This is a genomic window from Caballeronia sp. Sq4a (assembly GCF_023170545.1).
Classification (GTDB): domain Bacteria; phylum Pseudomonadota; class Gammaproteobacteria; order Burkholderiales; family Burkholderiaceae; genus Caballeronia.
In genome coordinates this window covers 20,543-42,533 of sequence record NZ_CP084251.1, presented here as the reverse complement: position 1 = coordinate 42,533, position 21,991 = coordinate 20,543, and the positions used below count along the sequence as shown (strand labels likewise).

Here is a 21,991-nt window from a genome sequence, read left to right as displayed (position 1 = left end):
CGGCCGTTGCGCGTCAAAAATTGTGGGCGGTGTAGTAGGTATGGGAGAGGCTTTCCCGTTCCCATGAGGAAATCGCGTGCGGGCAGAACGGCAGAGACGAGAGTTGCAGTTGGTCAGCGTCTGCCTGCGCCGGCCGTGGCCCGCGATGACGACGGGCCTATCTCCGCGTACGCGGAGGAACCTACAAGACGGCTGGCGGACGAACACCACCGCCGGGCCTATCTCCGCGTACGCGGAGGAACCTGAGGTCCAGTCCAGAACCAACAGTCTCCCGACGGCCTATCCCCGCGTACGCGGAGCAACCCGGACGCCCGCCATTTGCGTCGTCGCCTTGTTGGGCCTATCTCGCGTACGCGGAGCAACCGCCAGCCCACTGGTGCTTGAGTTCCTTGCTGGGGGCCTATCTCCGCGTACGCGGACCAACCACACGGTCTCTCACCGTGAAGGGCGCCTTCGCGGGCCTATCTCCGCGTACGCGGAGGAACCAGGGCCGCGCCGTAGGCGCTTCGTGCTCGCCCGGGCCTATGTCCGCGTACGCGGAGGAACCCCGACAACATCAGGTCGCAGGCCGCTCTCAATGGGCCTATCTCCGCGTACGCGGAGGAACCCCTAAACATCAGTCCGACTATTGCCTTCATGGCGGCCTATCTCCGCGTACGCGGAGGAACCGCTGATCGTGACGGCGACTCTCGACATCACAACGGCCTATCTCCGCCTACGCGGAGGAACCCGAAGTGTCAATTCCGGCGGCTGCGCCACCTTGGGCCTATCTCCGCGTACGCGGAGGAACCCGAACCGGCGACATGCAGGATGGAAGCCTGCCGGGCCTATCTCCGCGTACGCGGAGGAACCCCGCGCGCCACAGAAACACACCGTATTGATTCGGGCCTATCTCCGCGTACGCGGAGGAACCCCCGCGCCCGCGAGCGCGGAGTCGATGCCTGGGAGCCTATCTCCGCGTACGCGGAGGAACCCCGTCCATCGAAAGCCACCAAAGCGGCGTCATGGGCCTATCTCCGCGTACGCGGAGGAACCTATGCGAACGACGGCGTGGCGCAGGTTGCTGCGGGCCTATCTCCGCGTACGCGGAGGAACCTCTCCCACATAACTCGATGATCGGAAAGACAAAACCCCCGCCCCATCCATCGAGAAATCCAGATTTTCAGAGAACGATGACGGCTCACCTACCGCGCTTCCCGCCTAACCAAATACATCCCATCCACATCCACGAGCTTCCTCGCAGGCGATCCCAACTGCGCGATCCCGATTCCGCCGACCGCATCGAGCTCCCGCCAAACCATCACGACGCTGCCCCTCGGCTCGGCGCCGTGCCACTCGGCGAGCACGGACCACGTCCGCTCGCGCACGCCTCTGTTTATCCGCGGCGCGACGTACACGCCAGCCGACACCTCGAGCATCACCGAGGCCAGATACCCCCGAAAGCGGTCCGCCACGTCGCGCGTCACCACTACGACCAGCGCCATCCGCCTCCTCCAGCTTCTCGTCGACCCGCAGCACCTGCTTGATACGATCGATCATCGCGGGAATCACCTGCTGCTTGCGAAAAACGCGCGCCGCCTCTCGTCGCACGAGCCGGTCGATGGTCTCCGCGCCACGCTCAGCTGCTTGACTGCGGCGAAGGCTATCGAGAGCGTCACGTCATCGCGGAAAAGATCAGCGATATCCAGGACAAATGCCTGACCCGAATCCTCGTGGATGAGCCCCAACTGAGGCACAGCCGCAAGCGCCTGCACGGCGATGGCCGCCGCCGCTTGCACAGCCGTCGCCGCGTGATTGATGGCCTGATTGGCGAGATCGGCGGCATCGGGATTCGCGCGGTCGTAGTGCCGCCCGTTCCAGTCGATGCCGAATTGCTGCGCGCGCAACCGATAGATCGTCTTCACGCGTGCCCCTTCGATGCCGCGCAGCGTATCCAGATCGCGATGCGGCAACACCTCGCCCAGCCGCAGCGCATACATGTGCCGCGCAACGGCCAGGCGTCGGCGCGCGCTGCCCCACAGCTCGGCCTGCCGCCGCGCGACGTCCGAACGATCCGGCATGAGCGGGTGTAACTGCGCATCCCGCTCGTGCCGACTGCGGCAAGCAGGGTGCCGTGGCGCGCGAGCAAACGCAGTGCGTCGTGCGTCACGCTGCCGCCCGGGCCGAGCAAAATCATGGATACCGACTGATGCGGAATCTGATCAACGTATTGGCCGCTCGTGAAATGCAGGCATCCATCGATGACGCTCAGTTCGCCGCGCTCCAGCCACAGCAGCCCGTGACGATCCCCATGCGGCACGCGCGACGTGTCGAGCGGGAGCCGCCCCTTCAGCACGTGGCGCCTGTGCGATCAACCGTCGATAGAGGCGGGCTTCAGCACCAGCATGCCGAACCCGAAAGCCCGATGCCGTCCGACGCCGCGCGCAAGCAGCCGAGCGAAGGCATCCGACTCTTCGACGCGCAAGTGTCCGGTGAACACCGCATCGGGGCCGTCGATGGAACGTGACTGCCGAGGCGTGTGGTCGCCGGATACGACTTGCGTGCGACGAAGCACCGGCGTGAGCTGAAATCGCGTCATGCGAGCTTCGACCACCCTGGCCGCTCCGGTCGATCGGAACTGTTCGTTGAGCCATTCGGCGTAGACGGCCTCGCGTCGCAGATCGTCGTCTTCGGGTCTTTGCGAGCACGCGACAAGGAACGCATCGCGTTCGCGGACTCTTTTCTCGTCGGCGCGCTCGCGGCGTCGGGTGGGCCGCACGCGCACTTCGAAGCCCAGCACGCGCCCTGGTTGCCATTGCGTCGGAAAAGCGCGGATGTTGAGGCCTGCGCTACGCGGGCCTGCATCGAGGCCGAGCGCATCCGCCAGTTCGGGCGCGGCGCAGAGCGCGCTCGCCTCGCGCAACGCTTGGGGCGAGTGCGGGGAATAGGCGATCAGCCCGGCGCGAGCGTCACGGTAATAGAAAGGCTTGGGCGCGAGCGGACCGAAGACTGCGTGCAGCGCCGCATGCAATGCGTAGCCGAGATCGCCGCCGGACGGCAGCACGCCATGCCGCGATGCCCACAGCCCGAACTTCTGCGGATCAGGCTGACAGTGAATGAGATTAAGCGCGGTCATACGAGAATTCCGGCGATATCGATGGATGTTCGACGAACGATGCCCGCTTCGCGCTCATTTCCAGAACGGGACGCCATCCGCCATGCACGCCGCTCGTCCAATTGCGCTCGTCGCAGACGTCGAGCGCCTCTGTCTTTGCCTCCGGCATCGTGCCTTCGTCTTTCGGCCATTGCATGCGGAAGGCGTCATCGGGCGCGCCTGAAGGCAAGGGGGCGCGCAGCAACGCATCGAGCACATGCTCGGCGTCGATGAAACCCGCGAACACGCGCGTGGACGGCAAGCATGGCTTGCGTCCGATAAAAAGCGGACGCTGCGGCCGGTCGAGCGCGCGGGCAATGTCGGCGAGCGTGGGCGACTCGTCGGCGGGTTCGAGCCGCAATGCGACGAGCGCATCGAGGCCGGCGTGATAATCGCGGTATCGCAGATGCGGGCTTTTGTACGTATCCTCGCCGCCATCGCGCGACTCGGGAATGCCTCGCCACGTCCAGCCGCTATCTTTCCTCGAGATCTGCGCCGTCTGAAAGTCGCAGAGCCGCTCGCCGGAATTGTCCAGCCGCGTTCCCATCACGAGACGCGTCTGAAGGCGATCATGTTTGTCGCATTCGCCGCGGTCCCAGCCGAGTGCGTTCGCGATCAGCCCGGTAACCATCGATAGCGCCGGTAAATCGCGGATCACGCCGTACCTGTCATTGCCTCGCCTCCGAACGCGACGAGCGGCGCACGCAGGCGCATCAACATGTGACGCCGCATCTCATGCGCCCTTGACGATGCGCGTCTGCACCCAATTCGCGAGCTTATCCAGCGAATAGTGCTTGGCGTTCGGGATATCGGCGGGATTGAGAGCGACAAAGCCTCGGTCCAGCGCGCCGTATGCGGCATCGTGCTTCTTCAACTCTTGCGCGATGCGATCGACAGCGGCGTTGCGTATGTCATGGCCCCTCAACGGCAACGCGGTTTCGAAGGCCGCGCTCAGGCTGCGCGGCTGCCAATCTCCCGTCTCGACCAGCATGAGATTCGCATAGCCGAAAGGAGCGGTCGATCCGCGTTTCGCGCCGGGGCTGACGGTAGCGATCAAATGTAACAGGTGATGCACGACCTGTGCGGCAAGCTCGCGCCGGTCCGGCGATGCATTGAAGCACTCGCTGGCGGCGATGCCTTCCAGATTCGCCACCAGTTGCGGAACATCCACGACGACGTAACCGTAATAGAGGCCCGATGCCAGTTCGGTATCGAAGATGCCGGCGGAGCCTTGCTCGCCCGCTTCCCGAAGAAGGTCGTCGACAACCGTGAAGTAGTCGTTCTCCACCTGCGCCTCGTGGACCGTGAACGCATGCGCGACGTACACAGCGGCATCGCGCTGAGCGAGCACGTCGGACGTCACCATGCGTCCGAACAACGCCGATTCGAGACCGCTGCCGTGCTTGAGCGCGACAATATTGGCGGACTCGTTCTTCAGGAAAGCCGCGACTGCCGCCTTGAGGCCGTCTTCATCCTGATGCTCGCGCGCAAGGGCCGTGCAACGTTCGACCAGGTACTTGATCTCCGCCGTGCCAAGCAGCACCGCCTGGCCTGTCTTGACTGCTTCGTCTCCTTTGCGGACTTTGCCGGCCTTGTCCAGAAGACCGCCGAAGCGCAACGCTTCGACGGCTGTCTGAGCCAAGGCTTCCGAGACGCCGTTCCTGACCAACTCGTCGCGGACCAGCGCGAGCGTTTCCCGAGAACGGACGGCCATCGGAACGCCGAGCGTCGAAAGCGCATGACGGTCTTCCGCAACGCGCCAGTGTCGCTTTAGACACTGCGATGAAATGCGCGTGCGAATGGCATCGCCCATAGGCAGCCGCTTGGCCATGCCGGAATCGTCGCGGTTGAGCAAGGCGGCGGAATAGCTGTGCAGCGTGTGAATCTGAATAAAGCGCGGATACGTCATTTCGTTATCCTAGACTTGTCGAACGTTGTTGCCAGCCTTCTCGTCTTCAATCGTGCCGCGACTCGCTCGGTCCTGCAGAGAAGAACGCATGCGCGATATCGCGGCGCGTCTTCTCAGCGATGCGCCGTCCCTTGTCATCGCGCGCGCCTTCGTTCAGGACGAGCCTCGCGAGTTGTACCCAGTTCGGTTTCACGCTTTTGCTCGCCAACAAGCGAAGAACACGGCGCAGCAACTGGAAGAACACCGTTCCGCGCGCGTCGAGCAGCCGCGTCACGCGTGCCTCCGACACACCGGCCGTCGCGAGTTGTCGGCCAAAATTTGCGCCGATGCCGCCGCTCTCCGCGCCCCGATCGTGCCCGGCAAGCGCGATGCCGTATGCGATGAACGCCCATCGGCGCCATCGGTCGAGACTCCAGTGAATGGTGTCCAGCTTCGCGCGCTCTGCCGCGTGGGTGAGCGCGGCGATTTGCGCGGTGGTGAGTTCCTCGGCTTCCGGGTCGAGACGCGCGAGCGCCACGCGGTCGTTCTTCGATGCCTTGACTCCCTCGCCGGCGTCTTTCAGAAATGCAGCGATGGCTTCTATTTGGTAGCTCATGCTGGGCGTCGCAGTTTGTACGGCAGCTTGCCCCGCAGACTGTTCCGGTGCTCCGGCCGATGTATCTGTCGACTTCATATGGCACGTCCTTGCATATCCGATTCCATAGCCGCCTTGCGCGCTTGCGAACGTTGCTTCAACACACGCGCCATGGTCTGCAGTTCCTTCTTTGAATGGATACTGACGCGAAACCGCGAGAGCGCTGTGCTCTGCGCACGGTATCGCCGCGTACTCGCACGCGGCCCCGCGACGAACGCGCGAGTCAGCAGCTGTTCCGCGCGATCCGCCAGTTCGCCGAGCCATTGCTTGTGCGCGAGTTGCCGTTCTTCAGACGTGTTGCCATCGATTTCCAAGATCAGGTCGTCAAAGAAGCGACGGTCTTCGGCCTGCTCGAATGACTTCGCAAAGCGACTCGCCTTGTCCTTCGCGTTGTCGGCAGCGGTGTCGTCCCCGTTGCCAAACAGAGCGCACAGCGCACTCCAAAGCACCGTGCGCATATCGCCGATCACGCTGATACGCCTGTCGGCGGCGTGGGCGAGTTCATCGATGCGGCCGTTCAGGAACGCCTCGCGCATACTCCGGGATATGGGCATGCGTCGTTCGTGATAGCCCTCTGTCTTTCCCTGCCCCCGCGCGACAGCTTGAGCAAGCAGCACGATGCCCTTCTCGCCGTCATCGCGCGTTATCTTGCGAGTGATCGTCTCGGCGTAGTCGCCTTTGAACGCGAGCTTGCTCATCAGCTTGTAATCGAAACCCCGAGCCGTGATGGACAACGCTTCGCCACCCGCGACGGCGACGGGCGTCCACGCATCGCCCGTTGCGCCCAGGCGGTCTTTTGCCGCGATGCGCGTGGTCTTGCTACTCGTCGTGAGCGCGAAGAGCTTGCCATTCGCCGAGTCCAGGCGCACGCGGCGGCACACTTCGATATAGAACGGATCGAGTTCGCCGAACGAAAGACTGCTAACGCCGTCCCAGGGCTTCGTCCAGACCAGCGCGAGTCCGTTGGTCTCCTTGAGCCCGATCTCGTCGACGATCTTCTGACGATGCTGGAGCAGCCGCCGCGTGTCTCGCTGCCACCGCTTGCCCCAGAGTCCTTGGGGAACGGCCCCGAAAGCCGGCCGGCTGGACAGACCGCCGTTCATGCGCGAGATGCCGTAGTTGCCGGCGCCCATGACGCCCTCTTGCGTCTGCAAACTCACGAGCGCGTACACCCAGTCCTCCGGCTGCGCGTTGGCCATGCGCGCGGCTTTCACGTCGTGATTGCGCGAAGTCACCAGCATGTCCAATGCGTCGGGCGTCACAAGCGGCGCTTTCTTCCACGTGTGCGATTCCCCTGGCGTGCAAGGCGCTTGCAAAAACGCGGGACGGTCGTCAGGCGCAACGAGCGAAAACGCCGCGCCATCCGGATCGTCCGGCGTCAAAGCGAGAAGCGCCGTCCGCCAATCGTCCGCTGTTTCGAACGGCTCCGATCGCCCCGCTGCGTGCAACGCGATCGCCGCCAGTTGTGTTAAGAACGCATGCCACGGATGCCGTTGATGCGGCCGCAGCGCAGGGAAGTCGCGGACGGTATCGGCCGTCATCGCGACGAACAGATCGGGCAGCGTGGCATTGTGCGCGTGACCCGAAGCATCGCGATAGCGCAGCAGGTGGTCGTCGAGCAAGCGATGGTGAAGGGTCATGTCAGTCATCGTCCATGCGTTACGCGTTCACTCGCTCGACGCCGTAGCGGCCATAGCGGAACACGTTGGTGCCAAGCGTGAATTCGAAGCCGTGCTCAATAAGCTCAATGCCGGAGGGTTTCGCGTCTGCATCGACGTCGTCGTCCAGCATGTGATGACGCAGCGCGAGACGCTGCACAGCGACGCCGAACGGACCGGGCACGGGTGGATCGAATTCGACCAAGCGGTCTTCCATGCCGAGCCGTGTCGTCAGCCGTCGCTCATCGTCCGGAAACAGAAGGTCGAGGAATGGCGTCTTGTAGTCGAGCGCATGCATGCGGGCAAGAGACCGCTCGGCCCCTTGTCCGCCTTCCAGTTGTTGACCGAGCTTCTCCCACTCGGGTCCGAGTTCGCTTTGAATTGCAAGCAAACAGTCGGGGTGCGTCGCGCGCTCGACCAGAAGACGGTTATCGCGAGGAATCACGCGGCACGGCGCTTCTTCGATGAGTCGTCGGGTGGCTTCGATCATGCTCAGATCGGGGTACACGCCGCCGCCGTTCTTCGATCGCCCGAGTCCATTGCGGGGCTTGTGGAGATACATTTCGAACGAATTGCCGGCTGGTGTCAGGACCCACGCGTGCGCGTCCCTGAAGCCTTCGGGCCGCTCTAGCGCATCTCGCTGGTGCCGATGCAGACGGCCAATGCGTTGCAGCAGCACATCCATCGGGCAAATGTCGGTGATGAGCAGATCGGCGTCGATATCGAGGCTCTGCTCGAGCGTCTGCGTGCCGACCACGATGCAGCCCTTTAGCGCCGCGCGTATCTTGCCGAGGCGCGATTCCACCGCTGCATCGAGCAGCGGACGGTCCTGGCGGCTGAACCGGCTGTGATGCAGCGTGACGACGCCATTAAGGTCGAACAGTATTTCTCGATCGCCCGAACCGTCGATGAGACTCTCGATGGCTTGCTGCGTCGCGACGGCCGACGGGACCGTGTTACGAACGATCAGCACGCGTGCGCCGCGGCTCGCTGCATCGATCGCCAAACGCGCGATGCGCTCGTGGTCATCCATTGCGTCGAGCGTGGACCAGTGGACGGTCTTGGACGCGCCACTGGCCGTCAAGCCACGGATTTTGGCGGCGTCAGTCAGCGCGGGATAAGGCAACGCGCAGGCTTGCTCCACGCTCGGCAAAGCGAGCGCCGCCGCCGACCGCTGCGCGATCTGCTGAAAGCGCGTGCGCTGCCTGGAACCGAGCGTCGCCGACAACAGCAATGCATGGCCGCCCGTGCCAACGTGCGCGCTCAACACCTGCTCCAGCAGTTCCGACATATAGATGTCCGACGCATGCACCTCGTCGACGACCAGCAACGAACGGCTCAGCAAGGCATGACGCATGTGCGCGTGACGGACCATGAGGCCGGCGAGCAGAACCTGGTCGATGGTGCCGACCGCGATGGTGGCCGCCAGAAAACGCTTCGGCGATTCCGCTGCCCAGCGGGTCGCGGCTCTCGCGTCGTCGGGGTGATCGGACCATTGCACGATGAAGTCCGGCAGCGCGATCTTGTCGCTGCCGTCGGCGCTTTCATAGCCCGGAAGCGCGCGAACGACAACAGGCGCATCGAGCGGCCATAGACAACGCACGAACTTCAGCACGCGCTCGTAGACCTGTGGAGCGGCGACGCGCGTCGGCAGCGCGAAGTACAGCGAATCAACCTTATGCTCGGCTAAGACCCGGACGAAGCGCCATAGCGCGGCTTCCGTCTTGCCGCTACCCGTCTCCGATTCGAGGATGAGCAACGGTCCGAGGTCACTGTCGCCAAGCGCGGCTTGCACGGGCCTCGGCGCTTTGCCCTCGAATGCGGACTCGAACGAGAGAGGGCGTTGCAGGAGTTCGATGCGCGCGGCGCACGCATCGAGGCCGATTGTCGATATAGCACGTGTCGCGCGTTCTTCGGCCTCCGCTCGCGTCCGGCGTGTGCCCGGCTCGCTGTAGGGAAAAAAGCCGGGATGTGATCCGAGCCAATCCGCGAACTGCATGACGCCCGCGAAAAGATGAACGAACGCCGGAGTCGACGGCAGCGATTCGCCATCGGGCTCCAACGCGCGGGGAAAGTCTCGCTGCAACTGCTCGCCGATTTTTCGTATTGCTTCTTTGGGACTATAGATAACGGAGCCTGCGCGGTCTCGCACCGGCTTCCAGATGATCGGGTCTTGACCGTTCGGAGCCGGCAATGGACGGCCGTGATGCGAAAGGCTCGCCAGCAGCAACGACTCCGCGTCCGGACTCCACGTTTTGATGGATTCGAGCGGCAAGCACGAAGCGAGGTCGTCGTCGCGAAACAGCAAGAATGCTTCGACGCCATGACCCGCGGGCGATGGCCAGCCAGCCGGCGCCTTGCCTTTCCAACGCTTTGCCTGGAAGCCGCTGTTCGCCTTGCCTAGATCATGGAGGCAGGCGAAGACCGCGAGCCGCTCGATGTCTTGCTCGCTCAAGACTCGACCCGCCACGGTGTCGAAGGCGTTGCGCAAACGCGTGCCTTCTTTTAGCGCGGTTAGAAAGCAGGCGGCGACGTCCAGCATGTGGTCGTACAGCGGGTGCATGCTGCGTTCGCCGATGCAGTCGGCGGCGTCGCGGCTCAGTTTTCCCCACGCCTCTAGCGGATGCGCTTGCGGTTCCATGATTGCCTGCTGTGGTCCTCGTCGTGCCTTATATCCCTTACAGCGATTTGTTCGGAATGCTTAGGTTAGCATCGACGACGCGAGGATAAAACTTCTTCAAGTGTCAAAGTTCATCGATGCAAGGAAGCAGCGATGTGAGCCGTTGCCTCATTGCTCCATTGCTTTCGATAGCTGCATTCGGACGGGCGAGGCCGTCCGCCGCACATGCAAACGGCGCTCAACGACCGCATTTGACAACGGATTGTCGACTCACCATACTCGCGCGCAGAGGCGCGAATCCCAAACATCGGATATGCGGTTTGTTCTTTAACATCATTGAGTTAGGCGGGAGGGGTTCCTCTGCGTACGCGGAGATAGGCCGCAGTGAGGACGTATAGCGCAGCTCCCACAACAGGTTCCTCCGCGTACGCGGAGATAGGCCCCCGGATCAAGTGTCCGACTACATGGTGGAATCGGTTCCTCCGCGTACGCGGAGATAGGCCGCGTGGCAAACTTTGCACGATACGTCGGCACGTGGTTCCTCCGCGTACGCGGAGATAGGCCCGAGACGTCATCCGTGTACTGAATGACGATGCAGGTTCCTCCGCGTACGCGGAGATAGGCCCGTAAAGCGCGGCCGCGCGGCGATGAACCGCGCGGTTCCTCCGCGTAGGCGGAGATAGGCCCTCAGCCATCCGTCCTTCAATCGCGTCAAGCTTGGTTCCTCCGCGTACGCGGAGATAGGCCGCATCGCCTGCTGCGCCGAGCGATAAGCCGGTGGGTTCCTCCGCGTACGCGGAGATAGGCCCTACGCGTACCGGTACGAGGAAGCACGGGAAGAGGTTCCTCCGCGTACGCGGAGATAGGCCCAAGTCCGACAGGATCACGCAGATTGAGGCCGAGGTTCCTCCGCGTACGCGGAGATAGGCCCATTCTCGGCTTCGACGCATCGACGGCCATCGAGGTTCCTCCGCGTACGCGGAGATAGGCCGCGGCGATTCTTGAGGCGACTGGCTGGGACAGGGGTTCCTCCGCGTACGCGGAGATAGGCCTCTTCCGCGTCCGCCGCAATCATCATCCCCGCGGGTTCCTCCGCGTACGCGGAGATAGGCCCTCGGCGTCCCAGATGAAGCTTCCAGGTACTGCGGTTCCTCCGCGTACGCGGAGATAGGCCTCAGCTATACGGCTGTCCGCCAGCTCATGAGCCGGTTCCTCCGCGTACGCGGAGATAGGCCCAACAGGAACGCAGTGAGCCGGTTACCGCGGACGGTTCCTCCGCGTACGCGGAGATAGGCCGCCTTTGAGCTCGTGATTTTTTGACGTCTCTAGGGTTCCTCCGCGTACGCGGAGATAGGCCCCGCAGCCCGCCGTAATCAGTGCAGCAATTTCTGGTTCCTCTGCGTATGCGGAGATAGGCCCGTACCGTTCTCAGCGTTTTCTTTTTCGTGTGCGGTTCCTCCGCGTACGCGGAGATAGGCCTTCACTCATCGACGCTTTTGGCGCACCGCCGCCGGCTCCTCCGCGTACGCGGAGATAGGCCCTACTGGATGTCCTACGCGCCGACATCGTGGTTCCTCTGCGTACGCGGAGATAGGCCCCTGTATCTCGACGCCTATGGGTATGCGATCGAAGTTCCTCCGCGTACGCGGAGATAGGCCCGCAATCTATCCGCTACGACCTGTTACCGCGCTGGTTCCTCCGCGCACGCGGAGATAGGCCCATGGGCGATGCTTACGCCGGGTCCTGAGGCGCAGTTCCTCCGCGTACGCGGAGTAGGCCCCGGCGAAGGTACATGTCCTCCTTCCAGAGTTCGGTTCCTCCGCGTACGCGAAGATAGGCCTTCGCTGTACGAGAGCGGCTTCGACTACAAAGGTTCCTCCGCGTATGCGGAAATAGGCCCTACTGGATGGACGGCCTACGCGCCGACATCGTGGTTCCTCCGCGTATGCGGAGATAGTCCCTACATCGGCATTACGATCTATGCAGTGCCGTTGGTTCCTCCGCATAAGCGGAGATCGACCGCACACGCTCTCGCTCTCGCTCTCGCGCTTCCTCCGCCCACACGGAGACAACACGAACCCCTCACCCCCCCAACCTCCCCCGCGCCGCCTTCACCACCCCCACCAACGCCTCCCCACTCAACCTCGAAGCAATCTCCTCAACATACACATGATGCCGCCCCTCCAGCGCCGCACCGAGATACTGCGCGTGCAAATACCGAATCAGCGCAATCCGCCGATGCCCCAACGCGATACTCCGATCAAGCAACGCCAGCGCCGCCTGCGCATCATGCTCTTTGCAAGCGCGTTCAGAAAGCCGCGCCGCCGCATCGCGCGATGCGTTCATGCGCTCGATACAGCCAACGCCTGCTGCGCACGCCACGCATCGTAATCCGCGCGCCGCCAGTCGAGTTCCAGCGCGAGCCTTCGAGTGCCCTCGCGAATCTTCGGCTTGGAGAGCGCGAGCGTCAGCGCATCGAGCGCCGGCCATGCATCGAACGATAACGCGGCAATTTCCACCGCAAGCGTTTCGAGCAAGCGCGTATGCGTCTTCTCTTGCAGATACGCCGTCACGCGATTGCACCACGCCTCGTAATCGATCAGCTCGTCTTCGCGAGGCATGCCGCGATACCGCAGGCTCGCATCGATGGATAAAGCCTGCGGCGCGCGATGCTCGTGCTCATAGAGCCCGACGCGCGTCATCACGACGAGTTCATCGACGATGACGCGCCATCCTTGTCCGCCCGCATGCAACGGCTCGTACGGCTTCATGCGAGCAGCGGCTCGGCCGCATCGAGCATGATCTTCACGAAGTAATCCGCGAAGCTGCGACGCACGATGATTTCGAAGCGATCGCCGCCCAGCGGCACCAGCGTGATCGACGCCTTGAAGTAGTGGCTCTGCGCACACTGTCCCGCGCCGAAGACCTTCGGATGCAAATCGAGCGGACAGCCGCGCGAAAGCACATCGCGCGTGCGAGGACCATCGATATCGAGCACCGTATAACCGCTGCCGATATCCACCGCCGATGCGAACGCGCCCGCGAAGGCATCGCGCAGTCGCGCTTCGAGCGGCGCCGCGCGCGATGCATCGTGCTGCGCCTCGGACACCACGAGCCATTCGTCCGGCCCGAGCCACAGCATGTCGTAGCCGTTGCCCTTCGCGATGGTGTTCGGCATCGAAGGCGGCGCGCAGCCGATCACGCTTTCCGCCGCGCGCATGAACGCGGAATCGCGTGTATCGCCGCGCACGTTCACGAGTTGCAGGAACGGACGCTCAGTCAAGCGAAACGCCTTCGATGCGCCCGCATGATGCGCCTTCATCAGCGCATCCGCGCCCACGAGCGGCGACTCCTGCCACGTCGGGCCGAGGCTGCTCTGCCCGACCGTCATGCGATCCACAACGTTCGAGGAACCTTTGGTTTCATTCCACATGTTGACGTGCTCCTTCGCTGTCGTAGAACACCGAACTGGTGATTTTCGCGTTGATCTGCTTGCCGCTCGCAAGCGGAATCGTGACGGTTTCGCCGATCTTGTCGAGCCCGCCCTTCACCACGGCCAACGCAATCGAACGCTTCAAAACAGGGCTGTAATAGCTGGACGTCACGTGACCGAGCATCGGCGCGGTATCGCCCTGGAACGGACCCGCGACGATCTGCGATCCCTCCGGCAGCACGAACGAAGGATCGTCCGTGAGCAAGCCGACGAACTGCTTGCGTCCCGCCTTCGCGGTATCCGAGCGCGTGAGCGAGCGCTTGCCGATAAAGTCCTTCGACTTCGCGACGAGGCCGCCCATGCCGAGGTCGAACGGCGTCATCGAGCCATCGGTATCTTGTCCGACGATGATGTAGCCCTTCTCCGCGCGCAGCACGTGCATCGTTTCGGTGCCGTACGGCGTGATGTCGAACTCCGCGCCCGCTTCCATGATGGCTTCCCACACCGCGCGGCCCACGTTCGCCGGCACGTTCACTTCGTAGGCCAGTTCGCCCGAGAAGCTGATGCGCATGACACGCGCCGATGCACCCGCCACCGTGCCATCGCGATAGCTCATGAACGGGAACGCGGCGTTGGCGAAGTCGATGTCCTGACACACCTTTTGCAGCACCTTGCGGCTATTCGGTCCGACCACGGCGAACGTCGCCCAATGGTCCGTCACCGATGCGAGCCGCACGCGCATGTCGGGCCATTCGGTTTGCAGCCAGCGTTCGAGCCACGTGAGCACGCGCGCCGCGCCGCCGGTGGTCGTCGTCATCATGTAATGATGTTCGGCGAGGCGCACGGTCACGCCGTCGTCGAAGATCATGCCGTTCTCGTCGAGCATCAGGCCATAGCGGCATTTGCCGACTTCCAGTTTGCTCCACGGGTTCGTGTAGACCCAGTTCAGCAGCTTCGCGGCATCGGGGCCTTGGATGTCGATCTTGCCGAGCGTCGATGCATCGAGAATGCCGACGCTCTGACGCACCGCGAGCGATTCACGCGCGACCGCCGCATGCATGTCTTCGCCGCCCTTCGGGTAGTACCACGGGCGCTTCCAGTTGCCGACGTCCTCGAACTTCGCGCCGTTCTGCACGTGCCATTCGTGAATGGCCGTCTTGCGCACGGGATCGAGAAACTCGCCCAGTTCGCGGCCCGCGAAGGTGCCGAACGTGACAGGCGTGTAGTTCGGGCGGAACGTCGTGGTGCCCGTCTCCGGAATGGTCTTGCCGAGCGCCTGCGCAAGAATCGCCATGCCGTTGATGTTGCCGAGCTTGCCCTGATCCGTGCCGAAGCCCATCGCCGTATAGCGCTTTACGTGCTCGACCGATTCGAAACCTTCGCGCGCGGCGAGATAAATGTCGGCGGCGGAAACGTCGTTCTGGAAATCGACGAACTGCTTCGGTCCGCGCGTCGCGAGTTCGCGTCCGCCGACGAGCCACAGCGGCATGATCGGCGCTTCCGCGATCTCCGCGACCTTCACCGGCTGCGTCCGCGCCACGATATGTCCCGCTGCGCGCGCTGCTTCTGCGCCCGCTTCGAGACCGAAGCGAATGCCGCGTGCCAGCGTGAAGTCGCCCGCGCATGCGCCGACGCTCGTCTCCGCCTGCATCGCCTTGCCGGGGACGAAGCATGCCTTCTCTTCGTGCCAGTGCGCCTTGCCGCCGGATTGCGCGAAGAGATGCAGCACCGGGCTCCATCCACCGGACATCGCGACTAGATCACAAGGCAGGTCTGCTTGCTTCGCGCCGACCGCGCCGTTCGCATACGAAGCCACTTCCACCGACGACACGCGCAGCTTGCCGTGCGCTGCCGTCACCACGGCGTTGTTCATCACGCGCACGCCGTAGCGTCGCGCGGCCGCGGGCAATGCGCCCTTCGTTTCGGCCGGACGCGGATCGACAACCGTGACCTGCGCGCCCGCCGCCTTGAGATCGAGCGCGCATTGATAGGCGTCGTCGTTGTTGGCGAACACCACGGCGTTGCGGCCCGGCAGCACCGCATAGCGATGCAGATACGTCGATACAGCGGACGCCAGCATCACGCCTGGCAGATCGTTGTTGCCGAACACGATGGGACGCTCGTGCGCGCCCGTCGCGAGAATCACGCGCTTCGCCCGCACTTTCCACATCAGTTCGCGCGTGCCCTTGCGCATCGACACGGGCAAGTGATCGGTCAGGCGCTGCGTCACCGTCACGAGATTGTGGTCCTGATAGCCGAACGCCGTGCTGCGCGAAAGTATCTTCACGTCCGGCATCGTGCGCAGTTCGGCTTCGATCTTCTGCACCCAGTGCAGCGCGGGCTTGCCGTCGATCTCCGCGCGACACGAGAGCAGCGAGCCGCCCAGTTCGCGCTGATCGTCGACGAGAATCACGCGCGCGCCGGACAAGCCCGCCGCATACGCCGCGGCGAGACCCGACGGCCCGCCGCCGACCACGAGCACGTCGCAATGCGCGAAGCATTTGTCGTAGCGGTCCGCGTCGCGTTCCTCGGGCGCCTTGCCGAGACCGGCCGCATCGCGAATCACTTCCTCGTACTTCGGCCACAGCTTGCGCGGCCACATGAACGTCTTGTAGTAGAAGCCCGCCGGAAGGAAGCGCGCGAACTTCTGATTGATCGCCATGCGATCGTTCTCGATGTTCGGCTTCGCGTTCACGCTCTCCGCGACGAGTCCCTGATACAGCTCCACTTCGGTCGCGCGCGCGTTCGGCACCGTATAAGCGCCCTTTTCGAGCTGCACGACCGCATTCGGTTCTTCCACGCCCGCCGTCACGATGCCGCGCGGCCGGTGATACTTCCAGCTACGCGCGACGAAGTGCTGCCCATTCGCGAGCAGCGCGGACGCGAGCGTGTCGCCCTGATAGCCTTGATACGTCTTGCCGTTGAACGTGAAGGTCAGCGCGATGGCGCGATTGATGCGCCCGCCCGTGGCGAGTCGGTCTTTCTGGCTCATTTCGACGCTCCCTCCTTGTTGTCCATCGCAGCCAGCGGACGGTCGAACGTCTCGTAGCCCTGAATCTCGTAGGTTACCGTGTCACGCTGCGCCTTGAACCAGCGGCGGCAGCCTTGCGCATGCATCCATTGCTCGCGATGCACGCCGCGCGGGTTCTTGCGCATGAAGAGGTAATCGCCCCATTCTTTGTCGGTGAGCTTTTCCGTTTCCAGCGGGCGCGCAATGTCCGCTTCGCCGCCGCACGAAAATTCGCTTTCGGCGCGCGGCCCGCACCAGGGGCATTCGATCAGCAACATGTTCAGTACTCCTTCAGTGCGCCACGGCTGCCGCGCCGTGTTCGTCAATCAGATGGCCGGTATAGAAGCGGTCGAGCGAGAACGGCGCGTTCAACGGATGCGGCTCGTCTTTCGCGATGGTGTGCGCATACGCCCAGCCCGAACCCGGCGTCGCCTTGAAACCGCCCGTGCCCCAGCCGCAATTGAAGTAGAGGCCCTTCACGTCGGTCTTGCTGATGATCGGGCATGCGTCCGGCGAGACATCGACGATGCCGCCCCACTGGCGGTTCATGCGCACGCGCGAAAACACGGGGAACATCTCGACGATCGCTTCCAGCGTGCCTTCGATGATCTGGAAGCTGCCGCGCTGCCCGAAGCCCGTGTACTGATCGACGCCCGCGCCGATCACGAGATCGCCCTTGTCGGACTGGCTGATGTACGCGTGCACGGCGTTCGACATGACCACTGTGTTGACCACCGGCTTGATCGGCTCGGACACGAGCGCCTGCAACGGATGGCTTTCGAGCGGCAGCCGCACGCCCGCCATGTCCGCGAGAGTCGTGGTATTGCCGGCCGCGACGATCGCAACTTTCTTCGCCTTGATATGGCCTTTGGTGGTATCGACGCCGGTCACGCGGTTGCCCTCGCGCCGAATGCCCACCACCTGACAGTTCTGGATGATGTCCACGCCCGCCTGATCCGCGCCGCGCGCGAAGCCCCAGGCCACCGCATCGTGACGCGCGACGCCGCCGCGACGCTGGATCGACGCGCCCAGCACCGGATAGCGGCTATTGAGGTTGATGGTCGGCTCGATCTCCTTGATCTGCGCGGGCGTGAGGAACTCGGCATCGACGCCATTGAGCCGGTTCGCGTTCACGCGGCGCTCGGTATCGCGCACGTCTTGCAGCGTGTGCGCGAGGTTCATCACGCCGCGCTGGCTGAACATCACGTTGTAGTTCAGGTCTTGCGAAAGACCTTCCCACAGCTTCATCGCCTTCTCGTACAGCGCGGCGGATTCGTCCCACAGATAGTTGGAACGCACGATGGTCGTGTTGCGCGCGGTATTGCCGCCGCCGATCCAGCCCTTCTCCAGAATCGCGACATTGGTAATGCCGTGCTCTTTCGCCAGATAGTAGGCCGTCGCGAGGCCGTGCCCGCCGCCGCCGACGATCACCACGTCGTATTCGCGCTTGGGCTCCGGGCTGCGCCATTGGCGCTCCCAGTTCTCGTGATACGACATGCCGTTGCGCAGCAGGCTGAATATCGAATAGCGGCTCATGTGTCTCTTCCTTCGTAGCGGTGTTTCAGCACTCGATGACGTTCACGGCCAGCCCGCCGCGCGACGTCTCCTTGTATTTCGTCTTCATGTCCGCGCCCGTTTCGCGCATGGTCTTGATGACCGAATCGAGCGACACGTAATGCTGGCCGTCGCCCTTCATCGCCATGCGCGCGGCGTTGATCGCCTTGATCGCGCCCATCGCGTTACGCTCGATGCACGGAATCTGCACGAGGCCGCCGACGGGATCGCACGTCATGCCGAGGTTGTGTTCCATGCCTATTTCAGCGGCGTTTTCCACTTGCGCGGGCGTGCCGCCCATCACGGCTGCGAGCGCGGCGGCGGCCATCGAGCACGCGACGCCCACTTCGCCCTGACAGCCCACTTCCGCGCCGGAGATCGAAGCCGTCTCCTTGTAGATGATGCCGATGGCTGCCGCTGTTAGAAGAAAGCGCACGATGCCTTCGTCGTTCGCGCCGTGCATGAACTTCACGTAGTAGTGCAGCACGGCGGGAATCACGCCGGCCGCGCCGTTGGTCGGCGCAGTGACCACGCGCCCGCCCGAAGCGTTTTCTTCGTTGACGGCCATCGCGTAGAGGTTCACCCAGTCGAGCATCGAAAGCGGATCGCGCAGCGATTCCTCGGAACGCGAGCGCAGTTGCGCGCACAGGTCCGCGGCGCGGCGCTTGACCTGCATCGGTCCCGGCAAATCGCCGCGCTCCTTGCAGCCGCGCTCGACGCACGCGGCCATCACGCGCCACACGGCCAGCATCCCCTCGCGCACTTCGTGTGCGCTGCGATTCGCGCATTCGTTCTTCATCGCGACATCGGCGATAGACAGACCTGTCTCCCGGCAGATGCGCATGAGATCGTCGCCGGTGCGAAACGGATACGGCACGCTCGCCCCCGCGCGCACGCCGTTGACGCGCTCGCCTTCGCGGTTCGTAACGAACCCGCCGCCGACCGAGTAATACTCTTTCTCGACGAGCAGTTGACCGTTTTCATCGAACGCCTGAAAACGCATGCCGTTCGGATGCACCATGCTCGATCCTGCCGCGCCCGGCATCAGCTTGCGATAGAAGCCGATATGCTCGCGCTCGTCGAACACGATCGCGCGCTTGCCGAGCAAGTTCAGACGCTTCGTCGCGCGGATGTCGGCGAGGCGCGGCGCGATCGCGTCCGGATCGATCAGATCGGGGAGATTGCCTTCGAGGCCGAGCAGCACGGCCTTGTCGGTGCCGTGGCCCTTGCCCGTCGCGCCGAGCGAGCCGAACAACTCGGCCCGCACGCGGGTGACGAAGCCGAGCAGGTTCGCGTCCTCGATATGCGACGCGAAGCGGCATGCCGCGATCATCGGCCCGACGGTATGCGAGCTGGAAGGTCCGATGCCGATCTTGAACAGATCGAAAACGCTGACATTCATGGCGTGGCCTCAAGGTTGGCGGTTCGCGTCGTTCGAATGAGCGAGCGCGTTCGACATGGCCTCATTGCACCAAACCGCAATTCCGGCAGATAGAACAAAAACGGCATGGAAATGGGATGGCGGCGTCAGCGCTTACCAGAGCGCGCAGGCCGCAGCGCGTTCCTGCGCAGTTTCGTTGCAAACCGGGGCATTTTTGAGATTGCTCCGAACGGCTAAACAAATACGTCTCGGTATATTCCCTAGGTCCGTGAGAGCCCGCGCGAATGCGTCTCTCGTCTTCCAGTCCCCCGTTTAACCGGTTTGCAGCAATGGAAAGTCACGCTCTTCCCGATCAGTTCTTCAAGTCCTGGGTCTTCGCGTTTCTTGTCGGCGTCGGCGTCGTCGGCGCGCTTCAGGCGACAGGCGTCCTCGCTCCCGAACACGTCCTCACCCGCGAAGCGCCTTTGTGGGCCGCGCTGATGCTGGTCTGCTCGATCGATCCGGTTTTGCGCTACTTCGGCGTGTTGAAGGCCGAGGTCGAGCAACGCTGGGGCGATTACACCGTCGCGAGCCTGCTCGGCCGTTCGACGGGCGCGCTGATCGGCGGCGTGTTCGCCTGGGCGTTCGCGGTTCTCGGCGCCTGATTCATCGCTTCACGCCGCGCGTTCTGCGCGGCGTTTCCTTCCTTTCTGACGATGCGCCCGTTGCGCGCGCCCGGTGTTATGCTCGCCGCATACCCCAGAGCCGCCGCATCGCACGCGCATGAATCCCGCAGAATCTCTTCCGCCGCTCTCCATCGACGGCCAATCGAAATCGCGCATCCGCTTCGGCATCGTGCTGTTGCCGAACTTCACGCTGACCGCGTTCTCCGGCTTCGTCGATCTGCTGCGTCTTTCCGCCGACGAAGGCGACTTCAGCCGCCCGGTGCGCTGCTCGTGGAGCGTGATCGGCGAAACGCTCGCGCCGGTGCGCGCGAGCTGCGGCATCCAGATCACGCCGTGGGAAACCTACGAGCAGGCCGAACCGTTCGACTACGTGGTCGTCGTAGGCGGCCTGCTGCATTCCGGGCCTTCCGCGAGCGATGCCACGCTGCAATTCATTCGCCGCGCCGCCGCCCGCGACGCGACCATCGTCGGCATGTGCACGGGGGTTTTCACGCTGATGCGCGCGGGCGTGCTCGACGGCCATCGCGTCTGCGTGAGCTGGTTCCACTACTGGGACTTCGTCGAGCGTTTCCCGCAAGCGGATGAGCAACTGCTCGTCGCGGACCGGCTATTCGTGATCGACAGACGGCGCATCACATGCTCGGGTGGGCGCGCTTCCATCGACGTGGCCGCCGCCATCCTGCTGCGGCACTTTGAGACCGCGACGGTGCAAAAGGCGCTGCGCATTCTGCTCGTCGACGACCTGCAGAAAGGCAACGCGCCGCAGCCGCATCCGCCGGGCCTCGCGCCCGCCACGCATCCGAAGGTCAAGCGCGCGATTCTTCTGATGGAGCAGCACGTCGGCCGTTCGCTCACGCTCGATGAACTCGCGCACAAGCTGGATATGTCGACGCGGCAACTCGAACGCCTCTTCAAAGCCGAGACAGGCAAGGCGCCGCAGGCGTACGCCAAGCAGGTGCGGCTGCGCACGGCCGCCTGGCTGCTGACGAGTTCCGACAAGACAGTGGCCGATATCGCGTCGAGCTGCGGTTTCTCCGATGCATCGCATCTCGGCCGCGAATTTCGCAAGCAGTTCGGCCTGCCGCCGATGATGTATCGCGAGCAGCGCGGCGCAGACACCGAGGAAGTGCATCACGCAATGGACTACGACGAGACGTTTCCCGGCCGCGCGCAGGCCATCTGACCAATTCCAACGAAGGAGACTGGCATGGAGACTCACGGATATTCGGAGCAAGAGTGGGCGCTACGCTGTGACCTGGCGGCGCTGTATCGCGTGATCGCGCATTTTCGCTGGACCGACATGATCTTCACGCACATCAGTGCGCGCGTGCCGGGGCCGGAGCATCACTTCCTCATCAACCGATACGGCGTGCTCTTCGACGAAATGCGCGCGTCGGACCTCGTGCGCATCGACAGCGAAGGCCGTCCGGTCGATGCGAACGCGGCCGAGCATCCCGAGCGGTATCGCGTGAATCCGGCGGGCTTCACGATTCACTCGGCCATTCACATGGCGCGGCCGGATGTGGTCTGCGTCGTGCATACGCATACGCCGGCGGGCGCGGCGGTCTCCGCGCAGAAGCAGGGGCTCTTGCCCATCAGCCAGCATGCGCTGAAGTACTACGGGCAGATCAGCTATCACGACTACGAAGGCATCGCGCTGGATCTCGCCGAGCGAGACCGTCTCGTCAACGATCTGGGCCCGCATAACGCGATGATTCTGCGCAATCACGGCCTGCTTGCATGCGGCCGTTCGATTCCCGCTGCGTTCCAGGAAATCTATTTTCTGGAACGGGCCTGCGAGATTCAGCTGCGCGCGCTCGCGGGCGGCGGCGAGTTGAATCTGCCTTCGCCCGAAGTGTGCGAAACGACGGCCGCGCAGTATCGCAGCGACAGCATGGAAAGCATTACCGCGCTGCAATGGCAGGCCGCGTTGCGCATGATCGAAGGCGGCAAGACGGATTATCGAACGTGATCGTCAGCTAGCGTCGTGACGC

Annotated in this window: 18 protein-coding genes and 2 CRISPR repeat arrays; of the genes, 3 read left to right on the top strand and 15 right to left on the bottom strand. The window is 63.7% G+C overall.

Annotation, left to right across the window (positions count from 1 at the left end):
* Positions 1–153: 153 nt before the first annotated feature.
* A CRISPR array of direct repeats spans positions 154–1,096; the repeat unit is 29 nt; unit sequence GGGCCTATCTCCGCGTACGCGGAGGAACC.
* Positions 1,097–1,184: 88 nt separating this feature from the next.
* From cas2e to LDZ24_RS14150, 15 genes are all read right to left on the bottom strand, one after another.
* Positions 1,185–1,484 carry a type I-E CRISPR-associated endoribonuclease Cas2e gene (gene cas2e, locus LDZ24_RS14220; RefSeq protein WP_248322886.1) on the bottom strand — a complete coding sequence of 100 codons (300 nt, stop codon included), beginning with the start codon at positions 1,482–1,484 and terminating at the stop codon, positions 1,185–1,187.
* Positions 1,485–1,547: 63 nt separating this feature from the next.
* The gene (locus LDZ24_RS14215; RefSeq protein WP_248322885.1) at positions 1,548–2,060 is read right to left on the bottom strand and encodes a CRISPR-associated endonuclease Cas1; all 513 of its coding nucleotides are present in this window, start codon (positions 2,058–2,060) and stop codon (positions 1,548–1,550) included.
* 290 nt (positions 2,061–2,350) lie between these two features.
* Positions 2,351–3,115 carry a type I-E CRISPR-associated protein Cas6/Cse3/CasE gene (gene cas6e / locus LDZ24_RS14210; protein ID WP_248322884.1) on the bottom strand — a complete coding sequence of 255 codons (765 nt, stop codon included), beginning with the start codon at positions 3,113–3,115 and terminating at the stop codon, positions 2,351–2,353.
* Positions 3,102–3,764 carry a type I-E CRISPR-associated protein Cas5/CasD gene (gene cas5e / locus LDZ24_RS14205; protein ID WP_248322883.1) on the bottom strand — a complete coding sequence of 221 codons (663 nt, stop codon included), beginning with the start codon at positions 3,762–3,764 and terminating at the stop codon, positions 3,102–3,104. Before cas5e ends, cas6e begins: the two co-directional genes overlap by 14 nt.
* 102 nt (positions 3,765–3,866) lie before the next feature.
* Positions 3,867–5,042, bottom strand: coding sequence for a type I-E CRISPR-associated protein Cas7/Cse4/CasC (cas7e, locus tag LDZ24_RS14200; protein ID WP_248322882.1), 1,176 nt, complete (start codon positions 5,040–5,042; stop codon positions 3,867–3,869).
* Between the two features lie 46 nt (positions 5,043–5,088).
* Positions 5,089–5,637: a type I-E CRISPR-associated protein Cse2/CasB gene (casB, locus tag LDZ24_RS14195; RefSeq protein ID WP_248322880.1), complete on the bottom strand. Its 549-nt coding sequence runs from the start codon at positions 5,635–5,637 to the stop codon at positions 5,089–5,091.
* A 74-nt stretch (positions 5,638–5,711) separates the two neighbouring features.
* On the bottom strand, positions 5,712–7,325 hold the full coding sequence (locus LDZ24_RS14190; RefSeq protein WP_248322878.1) for a type I-E CRISPR-associated protein Cse1/CasA: 1,614 nt from the start codon (positions 7,323–7,325) through the stop codon (positions 5,712–5,714).
* A gap of 10 nt (positions 7,326–7,335) precedes the next feature.
* On the bottom strand, positions 7,336–9,975 hold the full coding sequence (gene cas3 / locus LDZ24_RS14185; RefSeq protein ID WP_248322877.1) for a CRISPR-associated helicase Cas3': 2,640 nt from the start codon (positions 9,973–9,975) through the stop codon (positions 7,336–7,338).
* A gap of 333 nt (positions 9,976–10,308) precedes the next feature.
* Positions 10,309–12,029: a CRISPR direct-repeat array (repeat unit 27 nt; unit sequence GTTCCTCCGCGTACGCGGAGATAGGCC).
* Between the two features lie 7 nt (positions 12,030–12,036).
* The gene (locus LDZ24_RS14180; RefSeq protein ID WP_248322876.1) at positions 12,037–12,300 is read right to left on the bottom strand and encodes a hypothetical protein; all 264 of its coding nucleotides are present in this window, start codon (positions 12,298–12,300) and stop codon (positions 12,037–12,039) included.
* Positions 12,297–12,725, bottom strand: a complete 429-nt coding sequence (locus LDZ24_RS14175) for a dihydroneopterin aldolase (RefSeq protein ID WP_248322875.1) — start codon at positions 12,723–12,725, stop codon at positions 12,297–12,299. Before LDZ24_RS14175 ends, LDZ24_RS14180 begins: the two co-directional genes overlap by 4 nt.
* Positions 12,722–13,387, bottom strand: a complete 666-nt coding sequence (locus tag LDZ24_RS14170; protein WP_248322874.1) for a sarcosine oxidase subunit gamma — start codon at positions 13,385–13,387, stop codon at positions 12,722–12,724. The genes LDZ24_RS14175 and LDZ24_RS14170 overlap by 4 nt, the downstream gene beginning before the upstream one ends.
* The gene (locus LDZ24_RS14165; protein WP_248322873.1) at positions 13,377–16,379 is read right to left on the bottom strand and encodes a sarcosine oxidase subunit alpha family protein; all 3,003 of its coding nucleotides are present in this window, start codon (positions 16,377–16,379) and stop codon (positions 13,377–13,379) included. The genes LDZ24_RS14170 and LDZ24_RS14165 overlap by 11 nt, the downstream gene beginning before the upstream one ends.
* Entirely contained in the window at positions 16,376–16,675 is a 300-nt protein-coding gene (locus LDZ24_RS14160; RefSeq protein WP_248322872.1) for a sarcosine oxidase subunit delta, read from the bottom strand. Before LDZ24_RS14160 ends, LDZ24_RS14165 begins: the two co-directional genes overlap by 4 nt.
* 13 nt (positions 16,676–16,688) lie before the next feature.
* Complete coding sequence (locus tag LDZ24_RS14155) at positions 16,689–17,933, bottom strand: sarcosine oxidase subunit beta family protein (RefSeq protein WP_175940837.1); 1,245 nt, start codon at positions 17,931–17,933, stop codon at positions 16,689–16,691.
* Positions 17,934–17,958: 25 nt separating this feature from the next.
* Positions 17,959–19,353 (bottom strand): L-serine ammonia-lyase, encoded by a 1,395-nt coding sequence (locus LDZ24_RS14150; RefSeq protein WP_248322871.1) that lies wholly within the window; start codon positions 19,351–19,353, stop codon positions 17,959–17,961.
* Between the two features lie 308 nt (positions 19,354–19,661).
* Here LDZ24_RS14150 and LDZ24_RS14145 point away from each other — a divergent pair, with 308 nt between their 5' ends.
* The 3 genes from LDZ24_RS14145 (at position 19,662) to LDZ24_RS14135 (ending at position 21,969) form a co-directional block, all read left to right on the top strand.
* Positions 19,662–19,976, top strand: coding sequence for a hypothetical protein (locus LDZ24_RS14145; RefSeq protein ID WP_244849699.1), 315 nt, complete (start codon positions 19,662–19,664; stop codon positions 19,974–19,976).
* Between the two features lie 118 nt (positions 19,977–20,094).
* Positions 20,095–21,180: a GlxA family transcriptional regulator gene (locus LDZ24_RS14140; RefSeq protein WP_248322870.1), complete on the top strand. Its 1,086-nt coding sequence runs from the start codon at positions 20,095–20,097 to the stop codon at positions 21,178–21,180.
* A 24-nt stretch (positions 21,181–21,204) separates the two neighbouring features.
* The gene (locus LDZ24_RS14135; protein WP_248322869.1) at positions 21,205–21,969 is read left to right on the top strand and encodes a class II aldolase/adducin family protein; all 765 of its coding nucleotides are present in this window, start codon (positions 21,205–21,207) and stop codon (positions 21,967–21,969) included.
* The last annotated feature ends 22 nt before the right edge of the window (positions 21,970–21,991 follow it).